Annotated in this window: 12 protein-coding genes, 1 tRNA gene and 1 pseudogene; 11 read left to right on the top strand and 3 right to left on the bottom strand. The window is 48.2% G+C overall.

Annotation, left to right across the window (positions count from 1 at the left end; all coding sequences use genetic code 11):
- Positions 1-3: 3 nt before the first annotated feature.
- From OGX99_RS07470 to sfmF, 3 genes are read left to right on the top strand one after another with little or no spacing between them, the layout of a single operon-like run.
- Entirely contained in the window at positions 4-2,625 is a 2,622-nt protein-coding gene (locus OGX99_RS07470; RefSeq protein ID WP_286543111.1) for a fimbrial biogenesis usher protein, read from the top strand.
- A 4-nt stretch (positions 2,626-2,629) separates the two neighbouring features.
- A complete protein-coding gene (gene fimH, locus OGX99_RS07465) occupies positions 2,630-3,637 on the top strand; it encodes a type 1 fimbria D-mannose specific adhesin FimH (protein WP_151218679.1) in 1,008 nt (335 codons plus the stop codon).
- A 34-nt stretch (positions 3,638-3,671) separates the two neighbouring features.
- On the top strand, positions 3,672-4,166 hold the full coding sequence (sfmF, locus tag OGX99_RS07460) for a fimbria assembly protein (protein ID WP_151225080.1): 495 nt from the start codon (positions 3,672-3,674) through the stop codon (positions 4,164-4,166).
- 49 nt (positions 4,167-4,215) lie between these two features.
- On the opposite strand, the gene fimZ is transcribed toward sfmF, so the two are convergent.
- The 3 genes from fimZ to fimW form a co-directional block, all read right to left on the bottom strand.
- A complete protein-coding gene (gene fimZ / locus OGX99_RS07455; RefSeq protein WP_003021902.1) occupies positions 4,216-4,848 on the bottom strand; it encodes a fimbria biosynthesis transcriptional regulator FimZ in 633 nt (210 codons plus the stop codon).
- 585 nt (positions 4,849-5,433) lie between these two features.
- A complete protein-coding gene (gene fimY / locus OGX99_RS07450; RefSeq protein ID WP_151218680.1) occupies positions 5,434-6,156 on the bottom strand; it encodes a fimbria biosynthesis regulator FimY in 723 nt (240 codons plus the stop codon).
- A 384-nt stretch (positions 6,157-6,540) separates the two neighbouring features.
- Complete coding sequence (gene fimW / locus OGX99_RS07445) at positions 6,541-7,134, bottom strand: fimbria biosynthesis transcriptional regulator FimW (protein ID WP_278238020.1); 594 nt, start codon at positions 7,132-7,134, stop codon at positions 6,541-6,543.
- A 256-nt stretch (positions 7,135-7,390) separates the two neighbouring features.
- Between fimW and OGX99_RS07440 the strand changes: the two genes are divergently transcribed.
- From OGX99_RS07440 to OGX99_RS07405, 8 genes and pseudogenes are all read left to right on the top strand, one after another.
- A tRNA-Arg gene (locus OGX99_RS07440) sits at positions 7,391-7,467 on the top strand.
- Positions 7,468-7,577: 110 nt separating this feature from the next.
- Positions 7,578-8,387: pseudogene (locus OGX99_RS07435) on the top strand (packaged DNA stabilization protein); the annotation flags it as partial.
- A complete protein-coding gene (locus OGX99_RS07430) occupies positions 8,387-9,253 on the top strand; it encodes a tail needle knob protein (protein WP_286543109.1) in 867 nt (288 codons plus the stop codon). The pseudogene OGX99_RS07435 and the gene OGX99_RS07430, both read left to right, overlap by 1 nt.
- On the top strand, positions 9,253-9,711 hold the full coding sequence (locus tag OGX99_RS07425; protein WP_286543247.1) for a DUF2824 family protein: 459 nt from the start codon (positions 9,253-9,255) through the stop codon (positions 9,709-9,711). The genes OGX99_RS07430 and OGX99_RS07425 overlap by 1 nt, the downstream gene beginning before the upstream one ends.
- 8 nt (positions 9,712-9,719) lie before the next feature.
- Positions 9,720-10,397, top strand: a complete 678-nt coding sequence (locus tag OGX99_RS07420; RefSeq protein WP_286543107.1) for a P22-gp17 family phage DNA ejection protein — start codon at positions 9,720-9,722, stop codon at positions 10,395-10,397.
- Between the two features lie 9 nt (positions 10,398-10,406).
- On the top strand, positions 10,407-11,663 hold the full coding sequence (locus OGX99_RS07415) for a phage DNA ejection protein (RefSeq protein ID WP_286543106.1): 1,257 nt from the start codon (positions 10,407-10,409) through the stop codon (positions 11,661-11,663).
- A complete protein-coding gene (locus tag OGX99_RS07410) occupies positions 11,663-13,660 on the top strand; it encodes a P22-gp16 family phage DNA ejection protein (protein WP_286543103.1) in 1,998 nt (665 codons plus the stop codon). Before OGX99_RS07415 ends, OGX99_RS07410 begins: the two co-directional genes overlap by 1 nt.
- A 156-nt stretch (positions 13,661-13,816) precedes the next feature.
- The gene (locus OGX99_RS07405) at positions 13,817-15,523 is read left to right on the top strand and encodes a phage tailspike protein (protein ID WP_286543101.1); all 1,707 of its coding nucleotides are present in this window, start codon (positions 13,817-13,819) and stop codon (positions 15,521-15,523) included.
- Positions 15,524-15,606 lie beyond the last annotated feature (83 nt).

Here is a 15,606-nt window from a genome sequence, read left to right as displayed (position 1 = left end):
ACGATGAATAAGACAACGTATTTTCCTGGCCTGTTTCCGGGGGTTACGCCACCGCTGGCGGGGGTGGCGTTGTCCACGCTGGCGGCGCTTTTTCCCTCTCTCAGCTACGGGGAAAGCTATTTTAATCCGGCCTTTTTATCTGCGGATACGGCAACCGTGGCGGATTTATCACGTTTTGAAAAAGGCAATCACCAGCCTGAAGGTGTCTATCGTGTGGATATCTGGCGCAATGATGAGTTTGTTGCCACTCAGGATATTCGTTTTGTCACCAGTGCGGCAAAAGCAGGCGAGAAGTCCGGCGGGCTGATGCCGTGCTTTGGGCTCGACTGGGTGAAGCGTCTTGGCGTCAATATCGCCGCGTTTCCGGCACTCAGTAAGGATCCTAACGATACCTGTATCAATCTACCTGAAGCGATTCCAGGCAGCGAGATTGCGTTTGATTTTTCTACCCTGCGACTAAACATCAGCCTGCCACAGGCCTCGATGTTAAACAGCGCGCGCGGCTATATTCCACCGGAAGAGTGGGATGAAGGCATTCCGGCCGCGCTGGTTAACTACAGTTTCACCGGCAGCCGTGGTAGTGATACGGACAGCTATTTTCTGAGTATGCTCAGTGGTCTGAACTATGGCCCCTGGCGGTTGAGAAACAACGGTGCCTGGAGCTATTCCAAGGGCGATGGGTACCGCTCACAAAGCTGGAAAAACATCGGCACATGGCTTCAGCGCGCGATTATCCCGCTGAAGGGGGAACTGGTGATGGGCGACAGCAACACCGGCAACGACGTTTTTGACAGCGTCGGTTTTCGCGGTGCGCGCCTTTACTCCTCTGACAGTATGTATCCCGACAGCTTACAGGGCTATGCGCCAACCGTTCGTGGCATTGCGCGTACCGCCGCGAAACTGACCATTCGCCAGAATGGCTATGTGATTTATCAAAGCTATGTTTCACCCGGCGCTTTCTCGATAACCGATCTTAACCCGACATCGTCCAGCGGCGATCTTGAGGTCACGGTGGATGAGAAGGACGGCAGCCAACAACGCTATACGGTGCCTTACTCCACGGTTCCTTTATTACAGCGGGAAGGGCGTTTCAAATATGACGTGGTCGCCGGGGATTTTCGCAGCGGCAATAGCCAACAGTCTTCTCCGTTCTTTTTCCAGGGAACATTAATTGCCGGGTTACCAGAAGGCTACACCGCGTATGGTGGGACGCAGTTGGCCTCACGCTACACCGCGTTAGTTTTAGGTACAGGCCGAAACCTGGGGGACTGGGGGGCGGTTTCAGTCGATCTAACCCATGCTCGCAGCCAACTGGCGGATGACAGTACGCATCAGGGGCAGTCATTGCGTTTTCTGTATGCGAAATCGCTGAACAATTTTGGCACCAACTTTCAGTTGTTGGGATATCGCTACTCTACGCGTGGTTTCTACACCCTCGACGATGTGGCGTATCGCAGTATGGAAGGTTATGAGTACGAATACGACAGCGAAGGCAATCGCCACGATGTGCCCGATGTGAAGAGTTACCACAACCTGAACTACAGCAAAAAAGGCCGTTTCCAGATCAACATTTCGCAAAATCTGGGGGATTACGGATCGCTGTATATCTCGGGTAGCCAGCAGACATACTGGAACACTTCAGACACCAATACCTGGTATCAACTGGGCTATGCCAGCGGCTGGCAGGGGATTAGCTATTCACTATCCTGGTCGTGGAATGAATCGGTTGGCATCTCCGACACCGACCGTATTGTCGCGTTCAATATGTCAATACCGTTCAGCCTGCTGAGCGGACGGCGCTACTCGCGAGATAGCGCTTTCGATCGCACCTACGCCACCTTTAATGCCAACCGTAATAGCAATGGACAAAATAGCTGGCAGAGCGGGATCGGCGGTACGTTGCTGGATGGACGCAACCTGAGCTACAGCGTGAATCAGGGGCACAGCAGCACCAATGGCTACAGTGGAAACGCCAGTGCCAACTGGCAGGCGGCCTATGGCACGCTGGGCGTGGGATACAACTACGATCGCGATCAGCATGACTACAACTGGCAGCTCTCCGGCGGCGTGGTTGGGCATGCGGACGGCATTACGCTCAGTCAGCCTCTGGGCGATACCAACGTGTTGATTAAAGCGCCTGGCGCACAGGGGGTGCGGATAGAAAACCAGACCGGCGTTCAAACCGACTGGCGTGGATACGCGGTGATGCCGTATGCCACCGTCTATCGCTATAACCGCGTCGCGTTGGACACCAATTCCATGAATAACAATACCGATGTGGAAAATAACGTCAGCAGCGTCGTGCCAACGCAAGGGGCACTGGTGCGAGCGGCGTTTGATACGCGAATCGGCGTGCGGGCGCTGATTACCGCCAGACATGCCGGTAAACTCGTGCCGTTTGGCTCTATTGTGCGGGAAAACACCAGCGGCGTGACCAGTATGGTGGGCGAAGACGGGCAAATTTATCTCAGTGGTCTGCCGCTCAAAGGCGAGTTGCTGATCCAGTGGGGAGAAGGCGCAAACGCTCGCTGCGTGGCGCGCTATGCCTTGCCTGAGGATAGCCTGAAACAGGCGGTGACGCTCACGAACGTGACGTGCGAATCTCCAACGGCACGACAGGAATAATACGATGAAAAGACAAACGGGTTTATTACTGGGAAGCGCTTTATTGTTGATTGCCCATTCGTCATGGGCGACGGTCTGCCAGAACTCGAATGGCACGCCAACGGATGTTTTTTACGATTTGTCGAATGTCTTTAACAGCAGCAACAACCAGCCGGGACAGGTGGTAACGTTACCGGAAAAATCGGGCTGGATTGGCGTGAATGCTACCTGCCCGGCCGGAACGACGGTGAATTACACTTACCGAAGCTATGTTACTGAACTTCCGGTGCAAAGTACCGAGGGCGGTTTTCAGTATCTGAAGCTCAATGACTACCTGCTGGGAGCCATGAGCATCACCGACAGCTATGCCGGACTATTTTATCCCCCGCGTAGCTATATCCGTATGGGGACTCACCCCAACGTACCTAAACAGCAGCCTTTTGGCGTAATGGATTCAAAGCTGGTGTTTAAACTCAAAGTGATCCGTCCGTTTATTAATATGGTTCCGATTCCGCGGCAGACGATGTTCAGTGTTTATGTCACGACCAGTACCGGGGATGCGCTAAGTACGCCGGTGTATACCATCAGCTACAGCGGCAAGGTGGAGGTTCCACAAAACTGTGAAGTGAATGCCGGGCAGATTGTCGAGTTTGATTTTGGTGATATTGGCGCATCGCTATTCAGCAAGGCGGGAGCGGGAAACCGGCCCGAAGGCATCAATCCGCAGACCAAAACGGTGGCGATAAAATGTACCAACGTCGCGGCACAGGCCTACTTAACCATGCGTGTAGAGGCTGAGAAAGCCACCGGACAAATGATGGTATCTGACAACCCGGATTTAGGTTTTATCGTCGCCGATAGCAGTGGTAACCCGCTGACGCCTAACAATTTGTCCAGCAATATCCCCTTTCAATTGGATGATAACGCCGCAGCCAGGGTCGGTATTCGGGCATGGCCGGTCAGCGTAACGGGGAATAAACCTACCGAAGGGCCTTTTACGGCTCGTGGCTATCTGCGAGTGGATTATGACTAATAAGCCAATGCCATCCACATGGGGGCTTCTGACGATGGTGTCCCTGCTGACATTTAGTTTGTTGTGCCATGCCTCCTCGTCGCTGGGTGAAATCAATATTGAACTGCGTGGTAATGTGGTGGACTTTACCTGCGCAGTGATTGCCAGCGACAGCAATAAGTCGGTGGAGTTAGGGACCTGGCCGACAAAGCAGCTTCAGACCAGCGGAGATACCACTCAACCGGTCGCGTTTACGCTGAAGCTTGAAGGTTGCCCGCCGGGATCCGCTTCGATAACGTTTTCCGGTACTCCGGCTCCGGGCACGACGCTGCTGGCGCTCGATGATGTGGTCATGGCGCAAAAGGTGGCGATTGAACTGCACGACAGCGACCGTACGCGACTGCCTCTTGAGCAGGCCAGCGAGTCAGTGAGTATTGATGAGAACGGCAATGCCACACTAACCTTTTTCGCTAACTACATCGCGTTAGCTGATGGGGTTCAGCCAGGTGTTGCCAGGGCTGATGCCACGTTTATGATTAACTATAACTAATCAATGCGCTGACAAGACGCTCCCGAACGACATCTCGCCGGGAGTGTTATTACATTAACTCATGCATTTTTGCATAATCGATCAGCTCAACGATGGTGTGCAACCCGAGCTTGGAGTAGATATTAGCCTTGTGAGCACTAATCGTTTTATTGCTGAGTAACAACTGTTCAGCAATTTCCTTATTGGACAGACCGTTTGCCAGATAACGCAAAACCGTAACCTCGCGGTTAGAGAGCGGCATGTCATTCAGCACACCTTTTTGTGCATTTATATTGTTAATGAAGTTAAGGGTATCCGACGGAAAAAAAGAATATCCCGATAAAATCATTTTTACCGCATTATAGATATCATTGAGATCCTTTCGTTTACTGACAAAACCATTTGCACCGGCCCGGATAGCACGCCCGGCATAAAAAGACTCAGATTTTGAAGATAGAAACAGTACCCGAGTTTTCTCCTGCAATGATTTTATTCTTTTGAGCAATGTAAACCCATCAGAGCCAGGTAGTTCAATATCCAGGATGACAAGATCGACGGGGTACGTGCGCAGATGTTCTATTGCCGTACGGCTGTCGTCGGTTTTCAATACTACCTGAATATTACTGTTTTTCTCGAGTAGTACTTCTATCGACATTCTGACAATAGGGTGTTCGTCCATAATGATAACGGATGCTGGTTTCATTTTTGTATGCCTCAAACTGTTTGCGTATCTTGCGAATTTGATAAAACATCAGGCGTTATAATATTGTCAAATAGCCAAGAATTGTTCTGAGGAGAATCGAATAAATATTATTTCATCCTTGTTTATTCTGTTATTCTTCTGCAGAACAATGAATTTGTGGAAAATCCATTTCACACCGGGAAACTAACAATTAATCAGGAAACTAAGAGGATTATACCTGCTCTGTTCTTTCGGAAAAGACTTACGACATCCCGGATGTTAATGTCAGTTAGGATATTCTGAAAGTTCCAGATGTGTTAATGGCTATTGGTATTATTGATCTGTGGTTCGAATTATGGCAGATTGAAAATTTTTTTTAAATGGTAAAAACAATACAATAGACTAATTGTTTAGGTTTTGTTAAGACTGAAATTATGCTTTTTTATATCGAAATGCACAGAATCAGTAAGGTTAACTGTGAAAGTGGTACCAGATATAATACCAGGAATAGTTGTAAATATTAAATATTTGTAAAAATTAGATCTTTATTCTTATTCGAGAATAAGTAATTTCCTAAAAAATCTTATGGCACATAGGGTTATGATGTTAAATTAAATGAAGAGAGGTAACGCTGAGGCGGTGTATCAGATGCAAAAAGCGCTGTCTGTTGGGCAATCCCAGGCGCGTAATCAACTGGTTCAGGCGATAGATGATACGGTGGTAGGGTTGTGCTTGTAATAATGCAATATTTTTTAAGGAGTTACCTTGTAAAAGTAAGGTAATCATCTCCCAATCGAGCTGATTAATGCACCTTGAGTGAAAATAATTTGGAACCGGAGATAATAAGGCTATACGTATCTCAGGGAGGTGTAAATTGCGTGACAAGATATAGAATGGACCGGACAGTGAAATAAAGGTAGTCAGATCGTCATCACGACTGGGAAGCATTATGAAGATCTGAATGTCACTACGCTGCTTAATTAGCTGGCGCAAACATTCAAGTATATCGAAATAAGGAGTTGTTAAGCTTTCTATGTCAATCACAAACTGGCTAATTACCGACTCCTGGATGCTGAGTAAGGCCGACTCAACGCTCTGGAAGATCGCCGTACGAGTACCTGAGAATAAATGTCGACTTAGTGCATAGGCCAGGTAGTAGTCTGTTGTGATTATCGCCTGAGATATAGTGTCGTCCGGTAAATTATGTTCGAGTTTTTGCGCCAGATACTCGAGCCGGTCAAATACTTGTGAGGTACAGTGGGGATATTGCCAGGTACAGTTAGGGTTTCGTATGCGGCGATAGCGATCCCGGCGTTTTGCGCTGTGCATCCTTTTTCATTCCATTTCTGTTGCGGCAGGTCTGGATAAATTGCTGACTATAAACATCCCTGACCCAAATTTTTTCCAGCGTAAGGGTTATGTCCTTGTGCCGTTGGGTTTCAGTACTTCAACAATCATCAGACTGGCAATTGCGTATCTCATCAGAATAATCTGCCGGAAATTTTCTGGTGTCTTACTCAATGCCCAAAAGATCGTTTTATCCAGTTCAACCTCTCTCTGATATTAGATAAAATATTACCGGGTGTGTCTTTCTGTTACTCCGGAAATAGTATTTCTGGTTTATTCTGGCAGTCTGAGGATAGGTACAGTAGGAGCCGATACTTAATTGAGGATGAGATATTTCTCAATAAAAATTAGGCAGAGATATCCCGTCTAATTTTGTAGAAAATTCAGATGGGCGCGGATGTATCTTAAGAATTGCTGATCGTTTTTCACATGCAGCTTTTTCATTATGTCGCGTCGAGTCGCTTTGGCCTGAAGATCGCTAATTGAGAGCAGGTGAGCCGTTTCGGCTAAGGTGTATCCGCTGGCGAGAAACATTAAGAACTGGCGTTCTGCGACAGAAAAGTTGCGGGTAGTGCAGTAATGGCAGATAGTCGCAGGTACGCTGTGGCGCAGCGCGCGTTTTTGCAGGATGAGGACCAGTTTTTTGGTTATCTCATCTACGTCATCTTCCCGATAGATTAGCGGCAACATGTACAGGCAGGGTCTGAACATCAGCTTATCTTTATCGTTTTTGCTACAGATAACCACCCTGTGTTGGCGCCTGGTGTGGACCGGAACCTGGTAGCAATCGGCGCTGAGCCAATCTTCATCCAGTGAGATAAACGCGATTTCAGCGCGATCGATATCCTCGACAGGCAAAAAGCAAATCTCCTGATGCCACTGATTCGCCAGGTGGGAGATGATGATTTTCAGTCCATGTTCGAAGTGACTGTTTTCTTCCTTGATGGCAATACTTAACATTAAAGAGTTCCTGAACCGCTGGAGAGGGATAAAGGAATGTTAAGCAAAATCATAAATATTCTAAATACATGTATCCCTAAATCTGACGTTTTGTGAGCTGAGTTGTTACCAGGTGATTTCCTGGATACCTTTGAACAAGCAGAAAAAATCAACATTCGTACACTTCGTCAGCAACCGAAATCAAAAGGCATTGACTCAGCAGGCGCTGACCGTATAATTCACGCGTTTCATCTGCATGAAGTAATCACTTCGCAATGCGCCCTTAGCTCAGTTGGATAGAGCAACGGCCTTCTAAGCCGTAGGTCGTAGGTTCGAATCCTACAGGGCGTGCCATTATATTTCAGTAACTTACCCATTTTCTGCAAGTTCCTTATTTTCCAGATGGGACATATTTGGGACATCATCACTGAAAATCGAGTCGATTTGCTTCGCGTGTTCGGTTATCCACCATTGAGTATTTCACACTGACAGGAACATCTACAGTCGGTGCGGCGCTCTACGTTGCCAACCCTGCGTACATGGTGCCAAAAGGTATAGCCGGTACGTTCTGCAAGTGCGTGTTCATGGACGCTTACGCCATCGTCAGCAACCCGGCAACTGGTGCCCCTTCGGTTTATATCATCGACTCCGGACGGGCCACTCCGATCGCCACGGCGAGCATAGAGAAGATTCTTCGCGAATATACTGCTGCTGAGCTATCGACAGCTGTAATGGAATCTCTGCGCTTCGATTCTCACGAATTGCTGATGATTCACCTTCCGCGCCACGTGCTGGTATATGACGGAACTGCGTCACAGAACGGGGCGCAGTGGTGCATCCTGAAAACGGGTCTGTATGACGACGTCTACCGCGCTATCGACTTCATGTACGAAGGGAACACGATCACCTGCGGAGACAAAATGGAATCAGTAAAGGGCGCTCTTCAGTTCGATATCTCCAGCCAGTACGAAAAGCAGCAGGAGCACCTGTTATTCACGCCGCTTTTCAAAGCTGATAACGCCCGGGTATTCGACTTCGAAGTTGAATCATCAACTGGCGTGGCGCAATACGCTGACCGGCTATTCCTTTCATCCACCACTGACGGCATCAACTATGGCCGAGAGCAGATGATTGAGCAGAACGCGCCATTCGTTTACGACAAACGAGTCATCTGGAAGCGTATCGGGCGCATCCGTAAAAACGTCGGCTTCAAAATCAGGGTTATCACCAAGTCACCTGTCACATTATCAGGCGCACAGATAAGGATTGAGTGATGGCTGATCCGAACCTTAATGATCCAGTCATTGTTCGCGCAGTAAGCCTGAATGCGTCATCGATTCCTGTCGGCTGGAGCCCGGCGTACACGCAATACATCTTGTCACAGGCTATCGACTTCACCAACGTAGCAGGTAAAGCAAACGAGGCTGGTCAAGGCGCGTATGAGGCGCAAGTTAAGAACGATGAGCAGGACGTAACTCTCGCTGATCACGAGGGAAGAATCACAGCGAACACCCAGGCTATTCAGTTACTCGATGTGCGACTGACGACAGCTGAAGGTAAGATTGATGTACTGCGGAATGATGTCGATTACCTTCTTGATAAGGTTATCGACATTGAAACAGAGCTTGCTGACCACGAAACGCGAATCACGGCCAATGAGGCAGAGTTAGCGGACCACGAAACGCGCATTGATGCTCTTGAATATGCCACGACTCGTAAGAAGTCAGAGGTTGTTTACACCGGCATATCGCAGGTTATCCCGACCACCGCCACCAACCTAATCACGATGCTCAAGGCTCTGACGCCATCATCAGGTACATTGCTGCCGTTCTTCAACACAACCACGGACAAGCTGACCGTCTACAACGAGAACAAGACGCTGAATTTCAAGTTGTCTATGATCGGCAGTTACCCGGGCGGCACGACAAACCGGTCAATGCAGCTTACTTTCTCAGGAGCGGTTCCCGATACGCTGGTAGCCAGTCGTAATGCTGCCACGGCAACGGACAACATTCTCTTAGCAACGTTCTTCAGTGTCGATCAGGGTGGTTTCCTTGCTACCAATGGCAGCACCATCACCATTCAGGCAAACGGTGCGGCATTCACTGCCACGACCATAAAAATTATCGCGGAGCAATGATGATTACATTCAAGCCAACGCGAGATGCCGATTTGGTTGAGGCTGTCGGCAATCATCCTGACATTATCGCCGGAAGCAACAACGGCGACGGTTATGACTACAAGCCCGACACGAAATATTTCGAAGTTCATGTACACGGAGAGTTCGGCGGCATCGTGTATTACCACGAAACGCAGCCGTTAACATTCGACTGCCACGCGATGTATCTGCCACACGCCAGAGGATTCAGCAAAGACATTGGTCTGGCGTTCTGGCGACACATCATCGCCACGACTAACTTTGCCTGCGTCATATCCTATGCAGCGCATAAATTCCGTCACGGACAGATTTACTGCGCGATGATCGGTATGACTCGTGTAGGAACCATCAAGAAGTATTTCAAAGGCGTAGACGACGTCACTTTCTATTCAGCAACCCGCGAAGAGCTAATCGACTTCCTCTCCCGTCATTCAAGATAGGTAACAACATGCTAATTTTTCAGATTGCGAGTAAACATCTCGAGAATCGCCTGTACCTGAAAGGTGGTAAGGGCGGCTCAAGCGGAGGACAGAAGGAAGCTGCGCAGGCAACTAAATATGCAGCTGACCTTCAGAACGAGCAGTTCAACCGTGTAATGGAGCAATTAGCACCATATGCTGCTGCCGGCTTGCCAGCTCTACAACAAATCCAGCAATTGTCCACACTGGAAGGTCAGGGCAATGCACTAAACCAGTATTACAACTCAGACCAATATAATCAGTTGGCTAATCAGGCTCGTTATCAGTCACTGAATGCAGCAGAAGCAACCGGTGGCCTTGGTTCTACAGCAACGTCAAACCAACTGGCATCCATCGCGCCAACGCTTGGACAGAACTGGCTTTCAGGGCAGATGCAGAACTACGGCAACCTGTTAAATGTCGGTCAGTCTGCGGCAGCTGGCCAGGCGTCAGCCGGTCAGAACTATGCCAACAACGCCGGGAATCTCGCGCAGCAGATGGCGGCTATCCGCTCTCAGGGCTCTGGACAATCAACGCTTGGTAGCGCCATTAGCGGCGGTACGAGCGGTGCACTTGCCGGTGCTGGTATTGCAAGCCTGTTAGGTACTTCAACGCCATGGGGTGCTGGTATCGGTGCTGGTATCGGATTGCTTGGCTCACTCTTCTAAGGAGTTATCGTGGCTACATTTCAACTCGCTGGTCTGCCATCAATGCAGGTAGCAAACCAAAACGCGCCAGGGCAGCCATCACTATCAAGCTACGACTTCAGTCAGCGTCCCAATGTAGGTGTTCAACTTGCTCAGGGTCTTGGTGCGGTAGGTCAGGCCATTGGTCAGGGTGAGGCGGCTAAGCGATTATCTGAATTTCAGCAGGCATTCGGTCAGGCTTATGCCGCAGGTGATCGCGATGCCTTGCGCCAACTCGCGGCCACGAATCCGGACCAGATTGAGACAATCCGCCAGGGCATGGGGTTTGTTGATGCTGACAAAAATCAGGCTATGGGCGATATGTCGGCGCGATTAAATATTGCAGCTGCTCAGGGGCCGGATGCGGTCATGAGAGAGATTGCAACTCATCAGAACACGCTTCAGCAAATCGGTGTTTCTCCTGAGCAGGCGTGGCAGACATACCAGCAAAGCCCTGAAGGTTTTACGCAGCTAACAGACCTGATCGGGATGCACGCTGTTGGACCTGAAAAGTATTTCGATATTCAGGATAAAGTTGCTGGTCGTGATATTGACCGAGGAAAGCTTGCTGAGGATATTCGAAGCAATCAGGCTGGAGAGGCGCTTCAGCAACGCGGGCAGGATATCACCGTCCGTGGGCAAAACATCAGCGCTCAGAACGCGGCGCTTTCCCGTGAGATTCAGCGGGCCGAATTACAGGATAAGGTTCTCGATCGTCAAATCGCCAGAGAGACTAACCAGATAAAACTGGATGAGCTTAAGCAGAAGCAAGCAGATGTACGCCAGAAGGCAGAAGTAGCAAAAGCAGACAGACAGGCGGCAGCACAGGGGGCTGTTGATACGTTCAGTACCGCGCTTGATTCTCTTGGTGAGATTGAAAAAAGTCCAGGATTGTCAAAGGCGGTAGGGGTCAGATCTGCCTTCCCAACAGTACCAGGTTCTGATGCTGCAAACTTCGAGGCCCGTCTTGATACCTTCAAGGCACAGACGTTCTTACCTATGGTGGCTAGCTTAAAAGGTATGGGGGCCTTGTCTGATGCTGAAGGTAAAAAACTATCTGACGCTGTTGGTGCCCTGAGTCCAAAGATGAGCGAAGACGCGTTTAGATCGTCAATAGGTAAAATTCGTACTCAGTTAGAAAGTAAGCTGGGGACTGTGAAGAAGCAGTTTGATTACCAGGAGCCGGTAGCACCGGCAGCGCAACAACCACAACAGCAAAATGGCTACCAGTCTCTATGGGGTGATTAATGGCTAAGGCATGGAAAGACGTTATTGCCTCTCAACAGTACCAGGCATTAGCACCAGAGCAGAAAGCGCAGGCGCAGGAGCAATACTTCAATGAAGTAGTAGCTCCGCAAGCCGGAAACGATGCAGAACAGGCTAAACAGGCTTTCTATGCTGCTTATCCACCTCCAACGGCTCAACAGCCAGTACAACAACCACAGGGTCCGGCGCAGCCACAGCAGCAAGGTGGCTTCATGTCCGATCTTGGGAATGCCGCAGCAGAGACTGGACGTGGATTGCTTCAGGCTGGCGTTAACCTGGCGAACATCCCGGCATCAATGGCTGATGCTGTCGCCAGCGCCGGGGCATGGGCTGGCCAGAAGCTTGGCATAGGTGATGGAACATATCAGCCAGCACCACGCGTCACGACTCAAGGACTTGAGCAGGACTTTGGATTGCAACAAGGTTCTCTTACTCCACAGACGACGGAAGGTAAAATATTCTCTGAAGCGTTGCCATATTTGACTCCTGTTGGTGCAGAGAGAATTGCAGCGCAAGCTCCATCTATAGCCGGTCGTGTTGCTCATGGTGCATCTCGTTTGCTGGCAGAAAACGCTGTTGGTTCATTGGCTGCAAATAGTGAACGTGATAACCCGGAAGCACTGGCAACAGACTTAGGAACAGGTGTCGTATTGGGTGGAGCGATTAACCAGCTAGGCCGTGCAGCCGGTGCTGCTTATCGTGGAATTAGAGGTACGATCGCACCAGAAGCACAGCAGGCTATTCAGTTCGCTAATGCTGCTGATGTTCCTCTGCATACCACTGACGTTTTGCAGCCGAATTCCCGCGTCGGTCGCATGGCGCAAACTACTGCTGAGAATATTCCATTCGCTGGCACAAGCACTATGCGGGCCAGCCAACAAGAAGCACGCAGCCAGTTGGTAGATGAGTTTGCATCACGGTTTGGTGAGTATGATCCGTCGATTGTGGTTGGTAGTCTGAAATCTAAAACATCAGGCATTAAACGCGCAGCTGGTAATCGACTGGAGCAAGTACAAAACGCAATGTCAGGCGTAAACATTCAGCCGTCAAAGGCAATTCAGCAGATTGATACTGAAATAGCCAGTTTGCAGAAACTTGGAAAGGTTGCGGATAACGATACGATTTCTAAGCTTCAGGCCTATCGCGATGAGCTTACCCGCAATGCTGGAGCAAGCGGCCCGATGGCAATGGATTTGCAGCAGTTAAGCGGATTGAGAAGCCAGTTTAGGCAGGATGTTAAAGGAGAGAGGACAGTCTTACCAAACCGATCTGATGCAGCCATTCAGCGTATTTACAATGCAATGACTGGTGATATCGACAGCGCTATCGGACAGAATCTTGGTAATGACACCCTGCGTCGTTATAAGCAAGCTAACGCCATATACGCTGACGAAGCTAACAAACTCCAGAATACTCGCCTCAAGAACGTGATCATGAAAGGAGACCTTACTCCTGAAGTGGTCAACAACATGCTTTTCAGCAAGAACAAATCAGAGGTTCAGAATCTGTACCGGTCAGTCGGTCAGGTGGGCCGCGCACAAATGCGTAACGGTATTATCGGAAAGGCTATGGAGAAATCAGGCGGTTCTCCTGACCAATTCCTGCGCCAGGTTAATCTGATGTCTAACCAGACGGGAATAGCATTCAAGGGCCGCGACGCTGCATATCTGAAGGGTCTGAAAAACTATCTTGAGTCAACCAAGCGAGCAGGGCAGGCCGGGGTAACAACGCCAACAGGTCAGCAGACAATCCCGTTCATCTTAGGAATTGGATCAGCAACAAACCCAGCTCTAGTTGGAGCCGGTGGTGGATACGGATTACTGGCGAGAATGTATGAGAGTGAACCGGCGCGAAATGCGATGCTTCGTCTGGCTAACACGCCACGTGGTTCTACGGCCTTCGAAAAGGCATTGGCTGATGTTGAGCGGGCTGTTAACTCTGTTGCTCAAGGCGCTAAATCAGACGCATTAAGCGAATAACAACTTACCTACGACAATTCCGCATAGTAACAACGCAAAGTTAAGAAAGTCACGTTCCATAAATCCCCCTGATTTTTAACTCATTATAAACCAAATATGACGCAACGCTGCGCAAGTTTTAGCTTGTGCGGCTTTGCTGCGCCCGGAGCACAGTAAATGCCAGATATCACAGCCAATATCGTTGTGTCCATGCCTTCTCAGTTGTTCACGATGCCAAGATCATTTAAGGCTATGGCTAATGGGAAAATATATATTTCTAAGATTGATACTCCACCCGGTGAAATGACAGATCCTGCTAATTCTGTGCAGGTATATATCGAAAACGAGGATGGAAGCCATGTTCCTGTTTCACAGCCGATCATAATAAATGCTGGAGGATTCCCGGTATACAACGGACAGATTGCAAAGTTCGTTACCGTGGAAGGCTACGCAATGTCAGTATTTGATTCAGGCAATGCACAGCAGTTTTACTTTCCAAACGTATTAAAGTACGACCCTGACCAGTTCGAGCAGAGATTCACCGCAGAACTACAGTCTGCAGACGGATCCACTATGGTTGGATACAATCTCAACCAGCCATCCTCACAACTCACCACGGTAGACAGAAAGCTCAGAAACTCTATCGATTTGGCTGCTGATTTTGTCCTTGACGGAGTGATTAGCGGACAACCGGATCTGACAGCAAACCTCCAGGCTGCAATTGTGGCAGCGCACACTTTAGGAATTCCAGAGGTAACAGTCGTTGGTGATTTCTATATCTCAGATACAGTGTTGCTATATCCAGGCGTTACGTTGAAAGGTGGTGGTTACGATAAGACATTAATAAGAGCCTCTAGTGGTTTCCCTGCATGGAAGACAATGATCAGGTCTAACAGACCATCTGGATGGGTTCCAGGATGCAATAATATCGGGATTGAGGATATTTATCTGGTAGGCCGAACTGCAAAAGACATAGATGCAATTGATATTGGTGATTCATCTTACTTCAAGTTAAAAAGAATAAGAATGGATTTATTCAATAATGATATTTCATTTAATAAATGGATAGATGATACAAGGACTGAATCTGGCGGTGTGATCACTTATCCAAACGCTTATGATCCAACGGCTGGCGGTCAGTGCTATTTCGGAATAATTGAACAATGTTACGGTGGAGGAAGTACCAGAGCAGTTAGATTTGGCGGCGTTGTTAATAGAAACACATTTATCAGTAACACGTGGTCATCAAATGAACTGGCGTATGATTTCAGTAATGTTCGCGGAGTATACGAAACAAACACATTTATGACATGCAATATTGAGGGATGCAAGTCAGTATTTGAATGGTTCTTTTCAATAAATTCCCCATATCATAACGTATGGATAAACACTAGCATTGATAACGGTAATCCAGAATTTACTTGTTTGGCAAAAGACCCAGGAAGGCAAACATTTGTAGGGCTATCATTATTCCCATACAATGACCCAACAAAAGTAAACTGGTCAACAATAAATCCAAACGGACATAGAAGCAATGTAATAGGTACAGATAATGGAGAAAATATACCAAACAATCAGTTGAAAACTCAGTTTAGAGAGGAAATTCATTCTTTAGCAGGAATATATAATAAGCAGTTTGTTAATTACAGTATATCAACAACAATTGTATCTGGTGGTACTTATACACAAACAATACCATTTGAAAATTTAAAACAAGGTGCCGCTGTAAGTTGGTCATTGCAAAAGCTATACCCGCAATTAGTTATACAGGTCGCAAGTTTCAATGCCGGAGCGGTTGAGTTGCAAATGGTGAACTTAACTAATACATCGGTAGTAGTAGATTCTTATATATATATATCAGCAATATTAAAAAGCTTTCAGTAATTAATTTTTGCTATTTTGTTTGTATTCTTTTATTTAAATCTTGAAATAATTGACTTTTCATCTATAATCTCACAAATTTTTAG

It is taken from the genome of Citrobacter sp. Cu096 (assembly GCF_030332285.1).
Classification (GTDB): Bacteria; Pseudomonadota; Gammaproteobacteria; order Enterobacterales; family Enterobacteriaceae; genus Citrobacter; species Citrobacter meridianamericanus.
This window is presented reverse-complemented; position numbering and strand designations above follow the sequence as displayed.

Excerpts from the sequence above, each read along its gene's own strand:
- OGX99_RS07470 (WP_286543111.1), top strand. The coding sequence starts at position 4 with ATGAATAAGACAACGTATTTTCCTGGCCTGTTTCCGGGGGTTACGCCA.
- fimH (WP_151218679.1), top strand. The coding sequence starts at position 2,630 with ATGAAAAGACAAACGGGTTTATTACTGGGAAGCGCTTTATTGTTGATT.
- sfmF (WP_151225080.1), top strand. The coding sequence starts at position 3,672 with ATGGTGTCCCTGCTGACATTTAGTTTGTTGTGCCATGCCTCCTCGTCG.
- fimZ (WP_003021902.1), bottom strand. The coding sequence starts at position 4,848 with ATGAAACCAGCATCCGTTATCATTATGGACGAACACCCTATTGTCAGA.
- fimY (WP_151218680.1), bottom strand. The coding sequence starts at position 6,156 with ATGCACAGCGCAAAACGCCGGGATCGCTATCGCCGCATACGAAACCCT.
- fimW (WP_278238020.1), bottom strand. The coding sequence starts at position 7,134 with ATGTTAAGTATTGCCATCAAGGAAGAAAACAGTCACTTCGAACATGGA.
- OGX99_RS07430 (WP_286543109.1), top strand. The coding sequence starts at position 8,387 with ATGGCTGATCCGAACCTTAATGATCCAGTCATTGTTCGCGCAGTAAGC.
- OGX99_RS07425 (WP_286543247.1), top strand. The coding sequence starts at position 9,253 with ATGATTACATTCAAGCCAACGCGAGATGCCGATTTGGTTGAGGCTGTC.
- OGX99_RS07420 (WP_286543107.1), top strand. The coding sequence starts at position 9,720 with ATGCTAATTTTTCAGATTGCGAGTAAACATCTCGAGAATCGCCTGTAC.
- OGX99_RS07410 (WP_286543103.1), top strand. The coding sequence starts at position 11,663 with ATGGCTAAGGCATGGAAAGACGTTATTGCCTCTCAACAGTACCAGGCA.
- OGX99_RS07405 (WP_286543101.1), top strand. The coding sequence starts at position 13,817 with ATGCCAGATATCACAGCCAATATCGTTGTGTCCATGCCTTCTCAGTTG.